This is a genomic window from Actinocrispum wychmicini (assembly GCF_004345645.1).
GTDB classification, from domain to species: Bacteria; Actinomycetota; Actinomycetes; order Mycobacteriales; family Pseudonocardiaceae; genus Kibdelosporangium; species Kibdelosporangium wychmicini.
Window position 1 is genome coordinate 274,344 of record NZ_SLWS01000013.1, and the last position, 15,027, is coordinate 289,370.

A 15,027-nucleotide genomic window follows, 5' to 3' on the forward strand; every position below is an offset into this window, starting at 1 on the left:
CACTGTCTCATTCGTGCGCCCCGGTGCAGCGTGGCCAGCCTGCCGAAATGCCCAGCAAGGCCGTGACACCGGGCGGCGTGACTCAGGCGATGAGGCACAGATCGGAGTCCGGAACGGGGTGTTCGCTCCTGGTGAACTCGCCTGGGGAGTGACTGGTGGCACACTCGGGGTATGGCCAATCCTCTTTCGCGCCTGCTTCGGCGGTTGTTCCGTCGCCGGGTTCCCGCAGGGGTGGGTTCCGGTCGCCGTCCTGGTGAGGCCGGCGGCTCCGCGGGTGTCCGTGAGCCTCGTCGTCCCAGGCCGAACGGTCCGATCGGGCGCGGCACCAAACCGGACCCGCAGCCGTCCCAGATGATCACGTTGCGAGACCCGAGGGAGTGACCGCTATCGAGCGTGCTCATCTTCAGTTCACTGTCGCCCTGCAGGACAGGCTTGCGGGGAGTGGGAACGTGGTCTGGTCCCCGTTCTCGGTGGCGAGTGCGCTCGCGTTGGCGGCTCGTGGTGCCGCGGGCGCGACCAGAGACGAGCTGGTCGCTTTGTTGTTGGGGGACAAGGGTGCGCAGGTTGAGGACCTGATTCGGGTGTTGGGTGCGGCCGAGGATGTGGTACGGGCGGGTTCCAGCGGTGAGCAGCCGGAGATCGCGGTGTCCAACACGTTCTGGGCCGACGAGATCATCCCGGTCCGGCCGGAGTTCGCCGAGGCGTTGACCGACATGCCGAGTGGGGCGGTTCGGTCCGCGCCGTTCCAGCAGGATCCGGATGGCGCGCGGGATCTGATCAACAAGGATGTCGCACGGACCACGCACGACCTCATCCCCGAACTGCTTCCGGATGGTGCGATCTGTCCGGACACGGTTGCCGCCCTGGTCAACGCGCTGTACCTGAAGGTGGCCTGGCTCGGGAAGTTCGACGAGACGGCCACACGACCCCGCGACTTCCACACTCCCACGGGCACCAAGCAGGTGCCGACCATGTTCGTGCGCGGCGAGCGGGAGAACTTTGGCTACGCCAAGGTTCCGGGGTGGCAGGCGGTGCGGATCCACACGGTCGGCCAGGTCGATGCCTTTGTCCTGCTGCCGGACGGGAAGTTGCCAGACGTCGACGCGGACACGTTGGGCAGGTTGCTGGCGGCACCGGGTCGGCATCCGGTGAACCTTCGGCTGCCGAAGCTGTCTCTCAAGCTTCAGGCGCCGCTGACCGACGTGCTCCAACGGCTCGGTGTCGCGACGATGTTCACCAATGACGCCGAGTTCCCGGGCATCAGTGCCGCTCCTCTCGCTGTTCAGGCTGTTCTGCACGAAACCGTGCTCAAGATGGACGAGCAGGGATTCGAGGGCGCGGCGGCGACCGCGGTGATGATGCGGTTGTTGTCGTTCAGTCCGCAGCGGCCGGTGGAGGTCACCGTGGACCGGCCGTTCCTGGTGGTGATCCGGCACACCCGGACAGGTGTGATCTATTTCTCCGGCAGGGTGGCTGATCCGTCCTAAGCTGCGGTATGCCAACCGTACGCGTAGAACGTTCAGGTCCGGTGTGGACGGTCGTGCTGTCCCGGCCGGAGGCGCGCAACGCCGTCGACGGCCCGACCGCCAGAGCCCTCGCCGACGCGTTCCGCGAGTTCGACGCCGCCGAAGACGCGGCGGTGGCCGTGCTGTGGGGCGAGGGCGGCACGTTCTGTGCCGGTGCGGACCTCAAGGCCATCGGTACCGAACGCGGAAACCAGGCAGCGCACGACGGCGACGGGCCGATGGGCCCGACTCGGATGCGCCTCAGCAAGCCCGTGGTCGCCGCCGTCTCGGGATACGCCGTGGCCGGTGGACTTGAGTTGGCCATCTGGTGTGACCTGCGGGTGGCCGCGCAGGACGCTGTCTTCGGCGTGTTCTGCCGGCGGTGGGGTGTGCCGTTGATCGACGGTGGCACGTTCCGGCTGCCCAGGCTGATCGGGCAGAGCCGAGCCATGGACATGGTCCTGACCGGGCGGGCTGTCGACGCGACCGAGGCGTACGAGATGGGCCTGGTGAACCGCGTGGTGCCGGCCGGCGAGGAACGCGCGGCAGCCGAGGCACTCGCCCTGGCCCTGGTCGGCCTGCCGCAGACCTGTCTGCGGCAGGACCGGCTTTCGTTGCTGGAGCAGTGGGGGATGGACGAGGACGCGGCGTTGGCCAACGAACTGGAGCATGGCTTCACTTCGCTGGCCGGTGGCGCGTTGGACGGCGCCGCCCGGTTCACGGCCGGGGCTGGCCGGCATGGGCTGTCACATTCCGAGGAGCCGTCTCGTCTGGAGGGGTGACCACGCGAGAGGAGTAGACGAGATGCCCCGAATTCCCGCGGTCGAGTCCAAGAAGGCCGGGCTGATCGGCAGATTCATGTACAGGTACGCGAGGAAGCGGTACGGCGCCGTGCCCGACCCGCTGGCTGTCACCCGGCACCACCGCGGCTTGTCGTTCGCTGGCGGCCTGCACGAACTGCTGGCCGAACGGGCCAGCAAAACCCTGCCCGCGTCCGTCCGCGAATTGGCGGTCTACCGCGCGGCGGTGCAGCTGGGCTGCTCGTGGTGCATCGACTTCGGCACCATGCTGCAACGCCTGGACGGCCTCGACATCGATCGCCTCAAGGACATCGACAGCTACGCGACGTCCCCGAAGTACACCGAGCAGGAGCGGCTCGCGATCGCCTACGCCGACGCGATGACCGCCACGCCCATCCAGGTCACCGACGAACAGGTGGCCCAACTCGTGGCCGAGTTCGGCGAGAAGGGTGTCGTGGAACTGACGTACCAGATCGGGCTGGAGAACATGCGCGCCCGGACGAACAGCGCGCTCGGCATCGCCGAACAGGGCTTCACCTCGGGCGACGCGTGCCTCATTCCTCAGGGAAAGGCACGCGGGTGAGCTTGTCCGGGTTCACCACGTCGTAACAGGCGGCGATCTTGCCGTCCCGGACGGCGAACGCGGTCACCCGGCGCATCACGGCCTGGTGGCCCGCGTCGTCGCGGAGGTCGGTCAGCAGCAGGCCGAGATCCCCGTTGACCAGCATCGGCATGCCCGTGAGCTCGGTCAGGCCGTACTTGGTCATCAGGCCGAGCAGGAAGCGGGCCACCTTGTCGGGGCCGGACACGATCCGCAGCGCGGTGCGGGCCTTGCCGTTCGCGTCGCCGACCAGGTGCACGTCCGGGTGCAGCAGTTCGACGAGCGTGTTCAGGTCGCCGCTGGTCAGCGCGACGATGACGCGCTCGAGCAGTTCGCGTTGCTGGTCGAAGGAAGCCCGAGGCGGTGGGTCGGCGTCGGCGAGGGCCTTGCGGCCCCGGGACGCGTGTTGCCGTGCTGCCGCGGTCGTGACGCTGAGGATCTCCGCGATCTCGTCGAACGGCACGCTGAACGCGTCATGCAGGACGAACGCGACCCGCTGTTCCGGGGTGAGCTTGTCCAACACGACAAGCGCGGCCATCCGTACGCCGTCCTGGCGCACGATCGTGTCCAGCGGGTCTTCGCTGGGCGGCGCCCCGATGGACGTCACGACGGGTTCCGGCAGCCACGGGCCGGTGTAGTGCTCGCGCCGCACGGCCGCGGACCGCAGCCGGTCGAGACAGATCCGGCCGACCACCGTGGTCAGCCAGCCACGCAGGTCGCGGATGTCCGTGTGGTCCACAGTGGACAGTCGGAGCCATGCCTCCTGGACCGCGTCCTCGGCGTCCGCGAGCGTGCTCGTCAGCCGGTAGGCGACGCCGAGCAGGTGCGCCCGGTGTTCGGAGAACTCGGCGGCGAGGGTGTCCAGGCTGACCGTCACGAGATTCATCGTATGCGTCGGGCCTAGACTCAGCGATGTGGCTGGACGGATCCGGGAGAGCGATATCGCCCTCGTGCGTGAGCGCAACCAGATCGACGACGTGATCGGCGAGTACGTCGCGTTGCGCCGGGTCGGCGGGGGAGCGGTGAAGGGCCTGTGCCCGTTCCACGACGAGAAGACCCCGTCGTTCAACGTGCGCCCGACCCACGGCACGTTCCACTGCTTCGGTTGCGGCGAGGGCGGCGACGTCATCGCGTTCCTGTGTAAGATCGACCACCTGAGCTTCGTCGAGGCGGTCGAGCGCCTGGCCGAACGCGTGGGCGTCAAGCTGACCTACGAAGGCGGCGGCACCAGCGTCCAGCGTGACCGCGGCACCCGGACCAGGCTCGTCGACGCCCACCGCGCCGCCGCCGAGTTCTACGCCGAGCAGCTGCGCACGCCGGACGCCCAGCCTGCCCGCGAGTTCCTCGCCGAACGCGGGTTCGACCAGGCCGCGGCCGTCCAGTTCGGCTGCGGCTTCGCGCCCGCCGGCTGGGACGTGCTGACCAAGTACCTGCTCGGCCGCGGGTTCGAGCTGCCCGAGCTGGAGAAGGCCGGGCTGGCCAAGGCGGGTCGCCGCGGCCCGATCGACCAGTTCCACCGGCGGCTGCTGTGGCCGATCAAGGACCTCGGCGGCGACGTTGTGGGCTTCGGCGCCCGGCGGATCTTCGACGACGACCAGATCCAGGCCAAGTACCTCAACACCCGCGAGACCCCGGTCTACAAGAAGTCCCAGGTCCTGTTCGGTCTCGACCTGGCCAAACGGGAGATCGCCAAGCGTCACCAGGTCGTCGTGGTCGAGGGCTACACCGACGTCATGGCCATGCATCTGGCGGGCGTGCCGACGGCTGTGGCGTCGTGCGGTACGGCGTTCGGCACCGAGCACATCGCCGTGCTGCGGCGGCTGTTGATGGACGACAAGTTCTTCCGCGGCGAGGTGATCTACACCTTCGACGGCGACGAGGCCGGCAAGAAGGCCGCGATGAAGGCGTTCGAAGAGGACCAGCGGTTCGCGTCCCAGACGTTCATCGCGGTCGCGCCGGACGGCATGGATCCCTGCGAGTTGCGCCAGAACAAGGGTGACGTGGCCGTTCGTGACCTGGTCGCGCGCAGGCAGCGGCTGATCGAGTTCTGGATCCGGGCCGAGCTGGCGACCCACGACCTGGACGCGGCGGAAGGCCGGGTTCAGGCGTTGCGCCGGACCGTGCCGATCGTCGCGCAGATCAAGGACGTCGCCCTGCGGGACGAGTACGCCCGGCAGTTGGCCGGCTGGATCGGCTGGGACGACATCCAGACCGTGGTCCGCCGCGTGCGGGAGACGTCCAACGGAAAGGCAGCGCCTGCCCGCAAGGCAGCGCCGGTGGACGAGAACCAGGGTGCCTTGGCGATCGAGGTGCAGGGCCCGACCCGGCCCAAGCCGAACGATCCCGAGCTGCACCTGCAGCGGGAGGCGCTCAAGTCCGCGTTGCAGGTCCCTGCGCTGGCTGGGCCGTACTTCGACAGCCTGCCCGGCGAGGCGTTCACCGAGCCCGCGTACCTGGAGCTGCACCAGGCGCTGCAGGCCGCGGGTGGCGCGTCGTGCGGGCTGGCCGGCGCGGGGCTGGTTGCCGAGGTTGTGAAGAACTGCCAGCACCAGGTCGTCCAGTCGTTGGTCACCGAGCTTTCGGTCGAGGCGATGCGGGCGCGCGCCGAGCCGGACCTGCGGTACGTGGAGAGCATGATCGCGGCGCTGAACAAGAGCGTGGTCGCCCGGCAGATCGCCGACATCAAGTCCCGGTTGCAGCGGCTGAGCCCGCTGGAGCACGCGGACGAGTACCGGGCGTTGTTCGGCGACCTCGTGGCCATGGAGCAGTACCACAAGGCGTTGGGGGAGCAGGCCTCCGGGAGTTACGGCTGATGCTGCGCCGATTCATCGACCGGGTGACCGGGCGAACCGTCCCGCCGGGCTTCGAGGGCACCCTAGAGCCGGACGAGTACGTGTTGGCCGCGTGTGACGTGAAGTCGGGCGGGCACCTCGTGGCCACGTCGTTGGGTTTGTGGCTGCCGGGGTCGCGGCGGGTCGGCTGGCATCTGATCAGCAAGGCCACGTGGGGTGAAGGCGCGTTGGTGCTGGTCGAGGCCGTCGAGGCGGCCAAGGCGGGGGACGCGGTCGTGCTGTCGGACATGCCGCCGGTGCGGTTCGTCGTGGTCAATGGCGGCCGGCTGCCGGACATCGTGCACAAACGGGTGACTACGTCGATTGCGTCACGGCACCGCCAGGAGCTGCCAGGCGGCGGGGCGTGGTTCGTCCAGCGAAAAGTCCCTGGTCAGGGCGGGATTGTGCTGCAGGTCCGGCCGGATCCGGGGACGTCGCCGGAGGCGGTCGAGCAGGTCGCCAGGGACGTGTCGGCGAAATTGAGGTTGATGCCGGACACCACCGAGCAATAAAGTACGGACGTACGGTTTGCTAGGAGGTGTGTCATGTGGGACCCCGACAAGTACCTGACCTTTTCCGATCACCGCTCCCGGCCGTTCTACGAGCTCATTGGCCGCGTCCAAGCGCCCTCACCCCGGCGCGTGGTGGACCTGGGCTGTGGACCGGGCACCCTGACCTCGATGCTGGCCTACCGCTGGCCCTCGGCCGCGTTGGAGGCGATGGACTCCTCGCCCGAGATGGTCGATGCGGCCCGCTCGCGCGGAATCGACGCGTGTGTCGGTGACGTCGCCGACTGGAAACCCCAGGCGGACACCGACGTCATCGTCACCAACGCCGTGCTGCAGTGGGTCCCGGGACACGACGAGATCCTCCGCCGGTGGGTCTCCCTGTTGCCTTCCGGCGCCTGGATCGCCCTGCAAGTGCCGGGCAACTTCGAAGCCCCGTCGCATGCCTTGGTGCGTGAACTGGTGGCCGGTTCGTGGCACTCACGGCTGTCTTCGGTGATGCTGCGCGAGGAAGACGCGGTCTTCACCCCGATGGGTTACGCGGCGATCCTCGACGGCTGCCAGGTCGACGCCTGGGAGACCACCTACATCCAGGTCCTGGCCGGCGACGATCCGGTATTCGAGTGGATCACGGGTACCGCGTTGCGTCCCATCAAAGCCGAACTGTCGGACGAGGAATGGGACCAGTTCCGCGCCGACCTCACCCCGATGCTCCGCGCGGCATATCCCACGCGCACCAACGGGGAGACCTGGTTCCCCTTCCGTCGGGTCTTCGTCGTCGCGCAGACTCCCTAGCCGGCGCCGCGCCCCAGCTTCTCGCCGATCTTGGCGCGCGCCACCCCGGCCGCACTCTGCACAGCGGGGTGCTCAAGGAGTCGGTGGTACGCCCGGATGATCTGCTCGTACCGCTCCCGCCCGGCCTTGGCGCCCAACACATACCCCACGGCCAACCCCACCAGGAACACCTTCATGCGCAAACCTCCCGAGCCGCGGTCACGTCCCTCCATCTTCCCCCAGGCGCCACCCCCCTGCCGACCAACCCACCACCCCGTGCGCTAGAGTTGTCAACAGTCAGCCGGGAGCCACCCGGCCGGCCAGTAGAGCAGTCCTCCATAGCTCAATTGGCAGAGCATTCGACTGTTAATCGAAGGGTTGCTGGTTCGAGTCCAGCTGGAGGAGCAAAGAGGCAGGCGAGAGCCTGCCTCTTTTGATATCTCGGGGCCGGTAGCTCAGTTGGTCAGAGCAGGGGACTCATAATCCCTTGGCCGTGGGTTCGAGCCCCACCCGGCCCACCGGTTCGTCAACTGCCGTCGGCGTTCGGCGCACTCCCGGGTGGACGAACACGAAGATGGTCAGGGCCGCGAGCAGCACTGTGCCGATCGCGTAAGGGATGGCGGGCGCGATCTCGTACAGGCCGGTGCCCAGGACCGGGCCGAGGACGAAGGTCAGCGCGGTGGTAGCGCTGACCAGTCCGGCCACTGCGCCCTGTTCTTCCCTGGTGGCCAAAAGGGTTGGCGCCGACATGATTCCGGGCATGCCGAATCCCAGGCCGGCGCCGAGGACGGCGACTCCGGCGGCCAGTTGGAGTCCGTCCGAGGCGACGGTTGCCAGGATCATGCCGCCGGTCATCAGGATCGCGCCCACCCGGATGAGGCGCACCGGTGCCCACCGCAGCCGGGGAATGGCCAGTGCCTGTACGAGAACGATCATTCCGGCTCCGGCGAGCATGACCAGGCCGGTCGCGCGCCCTGTCTCCTGTGCGGTGAGGTGCAGTCGGTCCTGCAGCAGGAAACCGACTGTCATCAGGACGATGGTGAGGGCGAGGTACATGCCGAACCCGGTGGTCAGGAAGGGCCACATGCGGCGGTCGAACGGGCTGACCTTCGTTGCCGGCGGGCGAATCCGGTGGGTCGGCGGCTTCGGCAGGACGATCCGCACCAGGACGGCGATCACGGCCAGGATGGCCGGCGCCACGTAGAGCGGGGCAAGCAGGTCGGCGGAACTCAGCAGACCGCCGAAGGCGGGCCCGACGGCCAGTGCGAGGCCTTGTGCCGCGCCCACCATGGACATGCCCCGTACCCGCTCGGCTTCGCCGGTGGTCACATCGGCCACATAGGACTGTGCGGTGACCGGTGTCGCGGCCCAGGCGAGGCCGAACACCAGGCCGCGGCTGAGCAAGATCAGCACGAACAGCAGCGGCAGGGCGAGCACGCCGGTCAGCCCGATCCGGGCGACGATCGCGAACGCCAGCAGGCCGGCCATCGCACCCACGAGCGAGATCAGCAGGACTGGCCGGTGGCCCCAGGTCACGCTGCGCCGTCCCCAGAACGGGCTCGCCAGGACGACGCCGGACGCGCCGACGGCCAGGACGATCCCCAGCGCGAGCTCGTTGAACCCGAGCTCACGGGCGAGTGGGGCGAGGACCGGGGTCACCATCTGCTGTCCGGTCATCAGGCCGAACACGGCCAGGCACACCAACAGGATCGGCCGCCGGCCGACTTTCAGGTCTGTGCTCAAAGCAGCCCCCCATGTAGTTTTCGAACATGTTCCGAAAGTATCACCGAGGCCGGGGACTGTGCCATCCCGGTTTCGTGGGCGACGGCGGCGGACAGCATGATGGAGCGGTGTCCCAGTCCAGCCGCACCGGCCGCCCGCCGCTGACCAACCGTGAGCAGATCCTGACGGCGGCCCGGCGGCTCGTCGACCGGGACGGCTGGGCGAAGCTGACCATTCGCCGGCTGGCCGCGGAGCTCGGCGTCGGGGCGACGACCCTGTACCACCACGTACGGGACAAGGAAGACCTGCTGATCCAGCTGCTCAACTACTACGCCGACCAGATGCCCCGCCCGGACCTGCCCGCCGACCCACGGGACCGCATCATCGTGGCCGCCACCGCGATCCACGACCCCATGGCCGCCTGGCCGCAGCTGGCCGAGGTCCTCACCGCCGACGACCTCCTCGGCGAAGCGGCCCTGTGGATGGTCGACGCCATCGTGGGCGGCGCCATGGACTGCGGTTGCACCCCTGAGCAGGCCGTCGACCTGTACCGCAACGTCTGGTACTACACCATCGGCGAGATCCTCGTCCGCGCCCATTCCGCCCGCCGCCGTACCGACGAGCGTCCCACCCACCGTGACACGGTCTTCAGCGCCCTCGACGAATCCCGCCTGCCCCACTTGGCCGCTGTCGCCGACCGCTGGCCGGCGCTGACCTCACGAGACACGTATCCCCAAGGGCTGCGCGCCTTCGTCGACGGTCTGCTCGCGCAGGTCCGTGAAACCGCCATGAAACCGTCGTAAATCCGGTCGGCCGCACTCTCCACATGAAGGTTTCACCTCATGGAAGGAGGGGCATGACCAGGGCGATCACGGCGACCGGGCTGCGGAAGTCGTTCGGGGACAAGGTCGTGCTCGACGGCATCGATCTGGATGTCGAGCAGGGGACGACGTTCTCGCTGTTGGGTCCCAACGGGGCCGGCAAGACCACTGTGGTGCGGATCCTGTCCACGTTGATCGGCGCCGATGGCGGCGCGGTCCGGGTGGCGGGGCATGACCTCGCGCGGGAGCCGGCGGCGGTACGGGCCGCGATCGGCGTCACCGGGCAGTTCTCGGCGGTGGACAACCTGCTCACCGGCGAGGAGAACCTGCTGCTCATGGCCGACCTACAGCACCTGGGTCGGGCCGCGGGGCAGCGACGGGCCACCGAACTGTTGCAGCTGTTCGACCTGACGGAGTCGGCCGGGAAGATGGCTTCGACCTACTCCGGCGGCATGCGGCGGCGGCTTGACCTGGCGATGACCCTGGTCGGCGACCCGCGGATCATCTTCCTGGACGAGCCGACCACCGGGCTGGATCCGCGCAGCCGCCGCACCATGTGGCAGACCATCCGGCGGCTCGTCGCGGGCGGTGTCACGATCTTCCTGACCACGCAGTACCTGGACGAGGCGGACGAACTCGCCGACCGGATCGCCGTCCTGGACCACGGCAAGGTGGTCGCCGTGGGGACCGCGGCCGAACTCAAACGCGGCATCCCCGGTGGCCACATCAGTTTGCAGTTCACCGACACCGCACGGCTCGACGCGGCCGCCCGCGTGCTCGGCGCGGTGACTCGGGACGACGACGCGCTCACCCTCCAGGTCCCGAGCGACGGCAGTGTCCTCGCGTTGCGGACTTTGCTGGATCGGCTTGACCGTGCGTCCGTCGAGATTCACGGACTGTCCGTGCACACGCCTGATCTCGACGACGTCTTCTTCGCCCTCACCGCACAGAAGGAAAACGTCCGATGACCCACGCCGTCAGCGATTCGATGACGATGGTGCGCCGCAACTTCCGGCACACCGTGCGCTATCCGTCGACCATGATCATGACCTTGATGATGCCGACCCTGCTGTTGCTGCTGTTCGTCGGTGTCTTCGGCAGCGCGCTCAACGCCGGCATGAGTGGCGGACACGGCGGCGACTACATCAACTATGTCGTTCCGGGGATTCTCCTGATGACGGTGGGATATGGCGCGTCTTCGACGGCCTTGGGCGTCAACACGGACGTGACCGAGGGCATCATCGCGAGATTCCGCACGATGGCGATCTCCCGCGCGTCCGTCCTGACCGGACACGTCGTGGGCGCCACGGTCCGGACGATGGCCGGCGCCACGCTGCTCGTCGGCGTCGCGCTGCTCCTGGGATTCCGGCCGACCGCCGGCTTCGTCGACTGGCTCGCCGTGGCCGGTGTGATGGTGCTGCTCGCTCTCGCCCTCACGTGGCTGGCGGTGGCGATCGGTCTGATGGCCAAGAACGCCCAGGGGACAAGCGGTTTCGTGATGATCGTGCAGGTTTTGCCGTTCCTCAGCAGCGCGTTCGTGTCCACGGACGCGATGTCGGGTGCCGTACGTTGGTTCGCCGAGAACGAGCCGTTCACGCCGATCATCGACACGTTGCGCGGGCTGCTGCTCGGGACGTCGATCGGCAACAGTGGCATCGTCGCGGTCGTCTGGTGCGTCGGCCTCGCATTCGTGGGCTATCTGTGGGCCCGCGCTCTGTTCAAACGCGACCCGGCTTAGTGACGGCCAACACCGCGGCGCGCAGGCCGTGATTGTCAAGGGCGGCGTACGACGACACGGCGTCTTCGTACGCCGTCTTGTCGGCTTCCTCAGCGATCTGCTTGGCGCGTGTGGCGGACATGGCTGGCTGGAACGTACGCAGGTAGTGCATCCGGTCGGCCAACGCGACCATCCGCGCACCCTGTCGCGTACGACCGGCCGCTATGTCCACTGTGGCCAGTGCTAGGAGAAGTGCGCCGCAGGACGGGAAGTCCGACGGCCTGCCGGTGCGGCTCGCGATCATCTCCTGCAGCGCGTCGGTGATCCCGGTGACGAGGTCGAGGCGCCCATAGTAGGCGTGGGACACCACGGTCACCGCCCGGACTTCCAGCCCCCACGACGTGACGTTGTCCTGCAAGCCGTCGACGACCTGTCGCCACAAGCGCAGGCAACCGTCGACGTCGCCGCGCGCACGCAGGATCTCCGCGTTCACGACGACATCGAGCATCTCCATGCCGGCCGTGTCGATTCCGCCGTTGCGCGCCACCTCCTGCAACCACTGCTCCGCCTCTTCGACGTCGCCACGCTGCAGGTGCGCGAGCACCAACACCCACCGCACCCGGGCCGCGGTGGTCACAGCGCCGAGCCGCCCCACCGCGGCCAGGGCGAGGTGCACGTGCCGCAGCACCTCGTCGCCGGGATCGAGTTGCAGGCACAGTTCGCCGATCCGGCCGTGCGCGACAGCACTGATCCACGGGGTGGCGTACTTTTCGACGGCGGTGAGCATCTGCCTGGCCGCCGAAAGGGCGCTTACCAAGTCGTTGTCGCTCTCCCAGACGTAACTTGCCGCGTAGTTGGCCATGCCCGCCACCAGCAGTTCGTCGCTGTCGCACAGTTTGAGCAGCGCCGCGGGGTCGGTCGCGGTGCCCAGCACGATCTGGGCCGCGCGGGTCAGTGTGTCCGGTGGCGCGGCCGGGAGTCGCCGCAGCGCGACCATGCTTCGCAGTGACCCGCCGGCCAGCAGGCCACTCATCGCGCACAGCACCAGGGCAGTCCTGGTGGTCTCAACGAGAGCGGGCTCGGGACGGTAGTGCGACAGCAGCCACGCGGCGTCCTGGGTCAGCGTTGCCAGCCGGGTGAAGTTCGACTCGATCATCCACAGGCCGCCGAGCACCGACGAGATCGCCGCGACGGCAGGGCCGTCCGCCCGATCCAGCCCGTGCCGCAGTGCCTGCACGAGGTTGTCCTGCTCGGCCCTGGCCTGTTCGGCGAACACCACCAGGTCGGCGCCGAAGATCGACTCGGGCCGGGCGACCCCGAAGTCCCGCGCCCAGGCGACGAACCGGCCGACCACCGCGTCGGTCTCGCCGGCGTTCTCCCGGCTGGCCGCGCTGAACTCGCGGACGGTCTCCAGCATCCGGAAGCGTGTGCCCGATTCGGTGTCCACCACTTTGAGCAGTGACTGGTCGACGAGCTGTTCCAGGACCTCCAGGGCTTCGTCACCGATGACGTGCTCGGCGGCGACAACGGTGAATCCGCCAGGAAAGACCGACAACGCGCGCATGGCCGCCTGTCCGGCGGGTTCGAGAAGGTGCCAGCTCCAGTCGATGACCGCGTGCAGCGTCCGATGCCGCTGAGGCGCGTCCCGTGTGCCACCGCGCAGCAACGCGAACCGGTCATCGAGGCGACGCGCGATCTCGTTGACGGTCATGACCCGGACTCGCGCCGCGGCCAGTTCCACGGCGAGAGGAAGTCCGTCCAGGTGACCGCACAGTTCTCGCACGGTGTCCGCGGGCAGGTCGACATCGGGGCGCGCGGCCTGCGCACGCTGGCCGAACAGCTCGACAGTCGTGGACAGGTCCAGTTCCGGCAGCAGGTACACCGACTCCGACGACAGGCCGAGCGGGGCTCGGCTCGTGGTAAGGACGCGGAGGTCTTTGCTCATCGACACCAGGGTGTGGACGAGATCAGCCGCTGCGCCTACGACGTGCTCACAGTTGTCCAACACAAGTAGCCCGCGGCCGAGCGCGGTCACGATGTTGGCGAGGACGTCCGTCGGGGCCAGGGAGCGGCTGTGACCGGCTTCGCCGATGCCCAGCGCCGACGCGACCTCGCCTACGACGTCACCGCCGACGGTCACGCCCGCGAGCCCGACGAAATGAACGACTCGTTGTTCGGCCTGTCTGCTGACGGCGTGCGCGAGACGTGTCTTGCCGAGGCCACCCGCACCGACGATCGACGTCACCCGGGAGGTGCGCAGCAGAGCGGACACCGCGGCGATGTCGTCGTCCCGGCCGAGCAGCGGGTTCGGTTCGTGCCGTACACCCTGCCGGGTCGCGGGCGCGGTGCCCCGCAACAGCTCCTGGTGCAGGTTCTGCAGCGCGGTACCGGGATCGCTGCCGAGTTCGTCCCGCAGCGCTCGACGGTAGGCGTCATACCGGGCCAACGCGGCTGCTGGGCCGATGGTCGCAGCTTCGCTGCGCAGTAGTTCGGCCAGGACCTCCTCGTCTCGCGGACGCTTCGTGACCAGGTCAGCGAGCTGTTCGAGCGCTTCGCCGGGGCGCCCGAGCCGGGACAACGCGAGCGCGTGGGCACGCACGAGCGACCGATACGCCGGAAACCGTGCCGCGCGAAGCTCGGACAACGGGCCGTCGGTCGACGTCGGCCATTCCGCTCCTTCACACAGCTTGAGGCCCTCTTTCGCGTGCTGGAACGCGGCTGCGTGATCGCCGGCGCGGGCACGGTCCTCGCTCGCGGACGCGCTGAGCATGACAGCGGAGGCGTCGATCTCGTCCTCGTGCAGGGTGAGGCGATAGCCGTTGGGGGTGCTCGCGATGACGTCGGAGCCCAGCCGCGCCCGGGCCCGGGACACGAGGACCTGGAGCGCTTTCGTCGGGTGCTCGGGACGTTCCTCCGGCCACAGCGCCTCCATCAACCGGGCCGCGCTGCAACCGGCGCGAAGGTCGTTGGCAAGCAGGGCGAGCAGGCCGCACAGCCGTGCGCCGGTGATCTCCCGGCCTCGGTGGCTCGCCCGCGCCAGCAGGACCAACTCGACGGTCACCGACGTGAGACTAGTCGGTCGCCGGATCGCGGGCAGTTCTTGACCGATCGTTCTGATATCGGCTAGGGTTCGACCGTGGCCAGGACCAAGGAGTTCGATCCGGACGTCGCCCTGCGGGCGGCGCTGGACCTGTTCTGGCGCAAGGGATACGAGGCGACGTCCATGCAGGACCTGGTGGACCACCTGGGTGTCGGCCGGGCGAGCATCTACGCGACCTTCGGCAACAAGCACGACCTGTACCTGCGCGCGTTGGACAGGTACTGCGAGGAGAAGGCCGGCGGGTACGCGCACCTGCTGTCCCGGTCCGGCCCGGCGTTGCCGGGTGTGCGCGCGCTGGTCGAGTCGTTCGCCGAGCAGGCCGTGTCCGACCCGGACCGCAAGGGGTGCTTCGTCACCAACTCGGCCGTGGAATGCCTGCCTGGGGACGAACGGACGGGCGAACTGGTCGACATCGGCCTCAACGGGCTGGAGGCGGCCATCGCCGGGGCGCTCGTGCGCGCCCGTGACCAGGGAGAACTCGGTCCGGACAAGGATCCGCAGGCGTTGGCCAGGTTCCTGGTGACCCTGCTGCAGGGCGTCCGGGTGATCGCCCACCGCCCGGACCCGCTGCGCCTGCGCGACGCCGTCGACCAGGCGCTGTCGCTGCTCGCCTGACGCTTTGTCATGCCCTGATACTTGAACGATCAGTC

14 protein-coding genes and 2 tRNA genes are annotated in these 15,027 nt (G+C 68.6%); 12 read left to right on the forward strand and 4 right to left on the reverse strand.

Annotated features, from left to right (window positions below):
* Positions 1–377 precede the first annotated feature (377 nt).
* Genes EV192_RS44670 through EV192_RS44680 form a run of 3 tightly spaced genes read left to right on the forward strand, consistent with a single transcriptional unit; the run spans position 378 to position 2,888 of the window.
* The gene (locus EV192_RS44670) at positions 378–1,487 is read left to right on the forward strand and encodes a serpin family protein (RefSeq protein ID WP_132124818.1); all 1,110 of its coding nucleotides are present in this window, start codon (positions 378–380) and stop codon (positions 1,485–1,487) included.
* An 8-nt stretch (positions 1,488–1,495) separates the two neighbouring features.
* Positions 1,496–2,287, forward strand: coding sequence for a crotonase/enoyl-CoA hydratase family protein (locus tag EV192_RS44675; RefSeq protein WP_132124819.1), 792 nt, complete (start codon positions 1,496–1,498; stop codon positions 2,285–2,287).
* 22 nt (positions 2,288–2,309) lie between these two features.
* Positions 2,310–2,888 (forward strand): carboxymuconolactone decarboxylase family protein, encoded by a 579-nt coding sequence (locus EV192_RS44680; protein WP_132124820.1) that lies wholly within the window; start codon positions 2,310–2,312, stop codon positions 2,886–2,888.
* Here the strand turns inward: EV192_RS44680 and EV192_RS44685 are convergent.
* Positions 2,860–3,792: a sigma-70 family RNA polymerase sigma factor gene (locus tag EV192_RS44685; protein WP_132124821.1), complete on the reverse strand. Its 933-nt coding sequence runs from the start codon at positions 3,790–3,792 to the stop codon at positions 2,860–2,862. The genes EV192_RS44680 and EV192_RS44685 overlap by 29 nt on opposite strands.
* 28 nt (positions 3,793–3,820) lie before the next feature.
* Here EV192_RS44685 and dnaG point away from each other — a divergent pair, with 28 nt between their 5' ends.
* Genes dnaG through EV192_RS44700 form a run of 3 tightly spaced genes read left to right on the forward strand, consistent with a single transcriptional unit; the run spans position 3,821 to position 7,038 of the window.
* The gene (gene dnaG, locus EV192_RS44690; RefSeq protein WP_132124822.1) at positions 3,821–5,719 is read left to right on the forward strand and encodes a DNA primase; all 1,899 of its coding nucleotides are present in this window, start codon (positions 3,821–3,823) and stop codon (positions 5,717–5,719) included.
* On the forward strand, positions 5,719–6,249 hold the full coding sequence (locus tag EV192_RS44695) for a hypothetical protein (protein WP_132124823.1): 531 nt from the start codon (positions 5,719–5,721) through the stop codon (positions 6,247–6,249). The genes dnaG and EV192_RS44695 overlap by 1 nt, the downstream gene beginning before the upstream one ends.
* 33 nt (positions 6,250–6,282) lie before the next feature.
* Positions 6,283–7,038 (forward strand): trans-aconitate 2-methyltransferase, encoded by a 756-nt coding sequence (locus EV192_RS44700; RefSeq protein WP_132124824.1) that lies wholly within the window; start codon positions 6,283–6,285, stop codon positions 7,036–7,038.
* Here EV192_RS44700 and EV192_RS44705 read toward each other — a convergent pair.
* Positions 7,035–7,214, reverse strand: a complete 180-nt coding sequence (locus EV192_RS44705) for a hypothetical protein (RefSeq protein WP_132124825.1) — start codon at positions 7,212–7,214, stop codon at positions 7,035–7,037. The two genes, EV192_RS44700 and EV192_RS44705, sit on opposite strands and share 4 nt — an antisense overlap.
* A 135-nt stretch (positions 7,215–7,349) precedes the next feature.
* On the opposite strand from EV192_RS44705, the gene EV192_RS44710 reads away from it, so the two are divergent.
* A tRNA-Asn gene (locus EV192_RS44710) sits at positions 7,350–7,422 on the forward strand.
* A 39-nt stretch (positions 7,423–7,461) separates the two neighbouring features.
* Positions 7,462–7,535: transfer RNA gene (locus tag EV192_RS44715), tRNA-Ile, on the forward strand.
* On the opposite strand, the gene EV192_RS57565 is transcribed toward EV192_RS44715, so the two are convergent.
* The gene (locus EV192_RS57565; RefSeq protein WP_132124894.1) at positions 7,495–8,694 is read right to left on the reverse strand and encodes an MFS transporter; all 1,200 of its coding nucleotides are present in this window, start codon (positions 8,692–8,694) and stop codon (positions 7,495–7,497) included. The genes EV192_RS44715 and EV192_RS57565 overlap by 41 nt on opposite strands.
* 92 nt (positions 8,695–8,786) lie before the next feature.
* Between EV192_RS57565 and EV192_RS44725 the strand changes: the two genes are divergently transcribed.
* Genes EV192_RS44725 through EV192_RS44735 form a run of 3 tightly spaced genes read left to right on the forward strand, consistent with a single transcriptional unit; the run spans position 8,787 to position 11,298 of the window.
* Positions 8,787–9,542, forward strand: a complete 756-nt coding sequence (locus EV192_RS44725; RefSeq protein WP_132124826.1) for a TetR/AcrR family transcriptional regulator — start codon at positions 8,787–8,789, stop codon at positions 9,540–9,542.
* A 53-nt stretch (positions 9,543–9,595) separates the two neighbouring features.
* Positions 9,596–10,528 (forward strand): ATP-binding cassette domain-containing protein, encoded by a 933-nt coding sequence (locus tag EV192_RS44730; protein ID WP_132124827.1) that lies wholly within the window; start codon positions 9,596–9,598, stop codon positions 10,526–10,528.
* Positions 10,525–11,298, forward strand: a complete 774-nt coding sequence (locus EV192_RS44735; RefSeq protein WP_132124828.1) for an ABC transporter permease — start codon at positions 10,525–10,527, stop codon at positions 11,296–11,298. The genes EV192_RS44730 and EV192_RS44735 overlap by 4 nt, the downstream gene beginning before the upstream one ends.
* Here the strand turns inward: EV192_RS44735 and EV192_RS44740 are convergent.
* Complete coding sequence (locus tag EV192_RS44740) at positions 11,279–14,338, reverse strand: AfsR/SARP family transcriptional regulator (RefSeq protein WP_132124829.1); 3,060 nt, start codon at positions 14,336–14,338, stop codon at positions 11,279–11,281. The two genes, EV192_RS44735 and EV192_RS44740, sit on opposite strands and share 20 nt — an antisense overlap.
* 75 nt (positions 14,339–14,413) lie before the next feature.
* Here EV192_RS44740 and EV192_RS44745 point away from each other — a divergent pair, with 75 nt between their 5' ends.
* Positions 14,414–14,992, forward strand: coding sequence for a TetR/AcrR family transcriptional regulator (locus EV192_RS44745; protein ID WP_132124830.1), 579 nt, complete (start codon positions 14,414–14,416; stop codon positions 14,990–14,992).
* The last annotated feature ends 35 nt before the right edge of the window (positions 14,993–15,027 follow it).

Coding starts and splice junctions, on each gene's coding strand:
- EV192_RS44680 (WP_132124820.1), top strand. CDS start 2,310: ATGCCCCGAATTCCCGCGGTCGAGTCCAAGAAGGCCGGGCTGATCGGC.
- EV192_RS57565 (WP_132124894.1), bottom strand. CDS start 8,694: ATGACCGGACAGCAGATGGTGACCCCGGTCCTCGCCCCACTCGCCCGT.
- EV192_RS44705 (WP_132124825.1), bottom strand. CDS start 7,214: ATGAAGGTGTTCCTGGTGGGGTTGGCCGTGGGGTATGTGTTGGGCGCC.
- EV192_RS44675 (WP_132124819.1), top strand. CDS start 1,496: ATGCCAACCGTACGCGTAGAACGTTCAGGTCCGGTGTGGACGGTCGTG.
- EV192_RS44725 (WP_132124826.1), top strand. CDS start 8,787: ATGTTCCGAAAGTATCACCGAGGCCGGGGACTGTGCCATCCCGGTTTC.
- EV192_RS44685 (WP_132124821.1), bottom strand. CDS start 3,792: ATGAATCTCGTGACGGTCAGCCTGGACACCCTCGCCGCCGAGTTCTCC.
- EV192_RS44700 (WP_132124824.1), top strand. CDS start 6,283: ATGTGGGACCCCGACAAGTACCTGACCTTTTCCGATCACCGCTCCCGG.
- EV192_RS44730 (WP_132124827.1), top strand. CDS start 9,596: ATGACCAGGGCGATCACGGCGACCGGGCTGCGGAAGTCGTTCGGGGAC.
- EV192_RS44695 (WP_132124823.1), top strand. CDS start 5,719: ATGCTGCGCCGATTCATCGACCGGGTGACCGGGCGAACCGTCCCGCCG.
- EV192_RS44735 (WP_132124828.1), top strand. CDS start 10,525: ATGACCCACGCCGTCAGCGATTCGATGACGATGGTGCGCCGCAACTTC.